Genomic DNA, 313 nt, shown 5'->3' on the forward strand with positions numbered 1-313 from the left:
ACCAGAGCAATTTTCCCTAATCGAGCACTGCCTGCCGACGCAGCGCGGCAATGTGAGCATGACCAACCTGCAAGTGGTCAACGCCATCCTTTACGTTGCCGAGCATGGCTGCAAATGGCGCGGCCTGCCCAAGCGCTTTGGCAACTGGCATACGGTGTACACGCGCATGAACCGTTGGGCCAAGGCGGGTGTGCTGGACCGGATGTTCGCCCAATTGCAGAAGTCCCAAATCGTGCGCATCAAAATCGAGGCGGTCTGGCTGGACTCCACCAGCATCAAGGTGCATCCCGATGGCACGGGTGCATTAAAAAAA

General features: G+C 57.5%; 1 protein-coding gene. It reads left to right on the plus strand.

Annotation, left to right across the window (positions count from 1 at the left end):
* Positions 1 to 19: 19 nt before the first annotated feature.
* A partial coding sequence (locus XpopCFBP1817_RS21375) for a transposase (RefSeq protein ID WP_425479141.1) occupies positions 20 to 313 on the plus strand: 294 nt, incomplete at its 3' end.

This window comes from Xanthomonas populi, from assembly GCF_002940065.1.
Lineage (GTDB): Bacteria > Pseudomonadota > Gammaproteobacteria > Xanthomonadales > Xanthomonadaceae > Xanthomonas > Xanthomonas populi.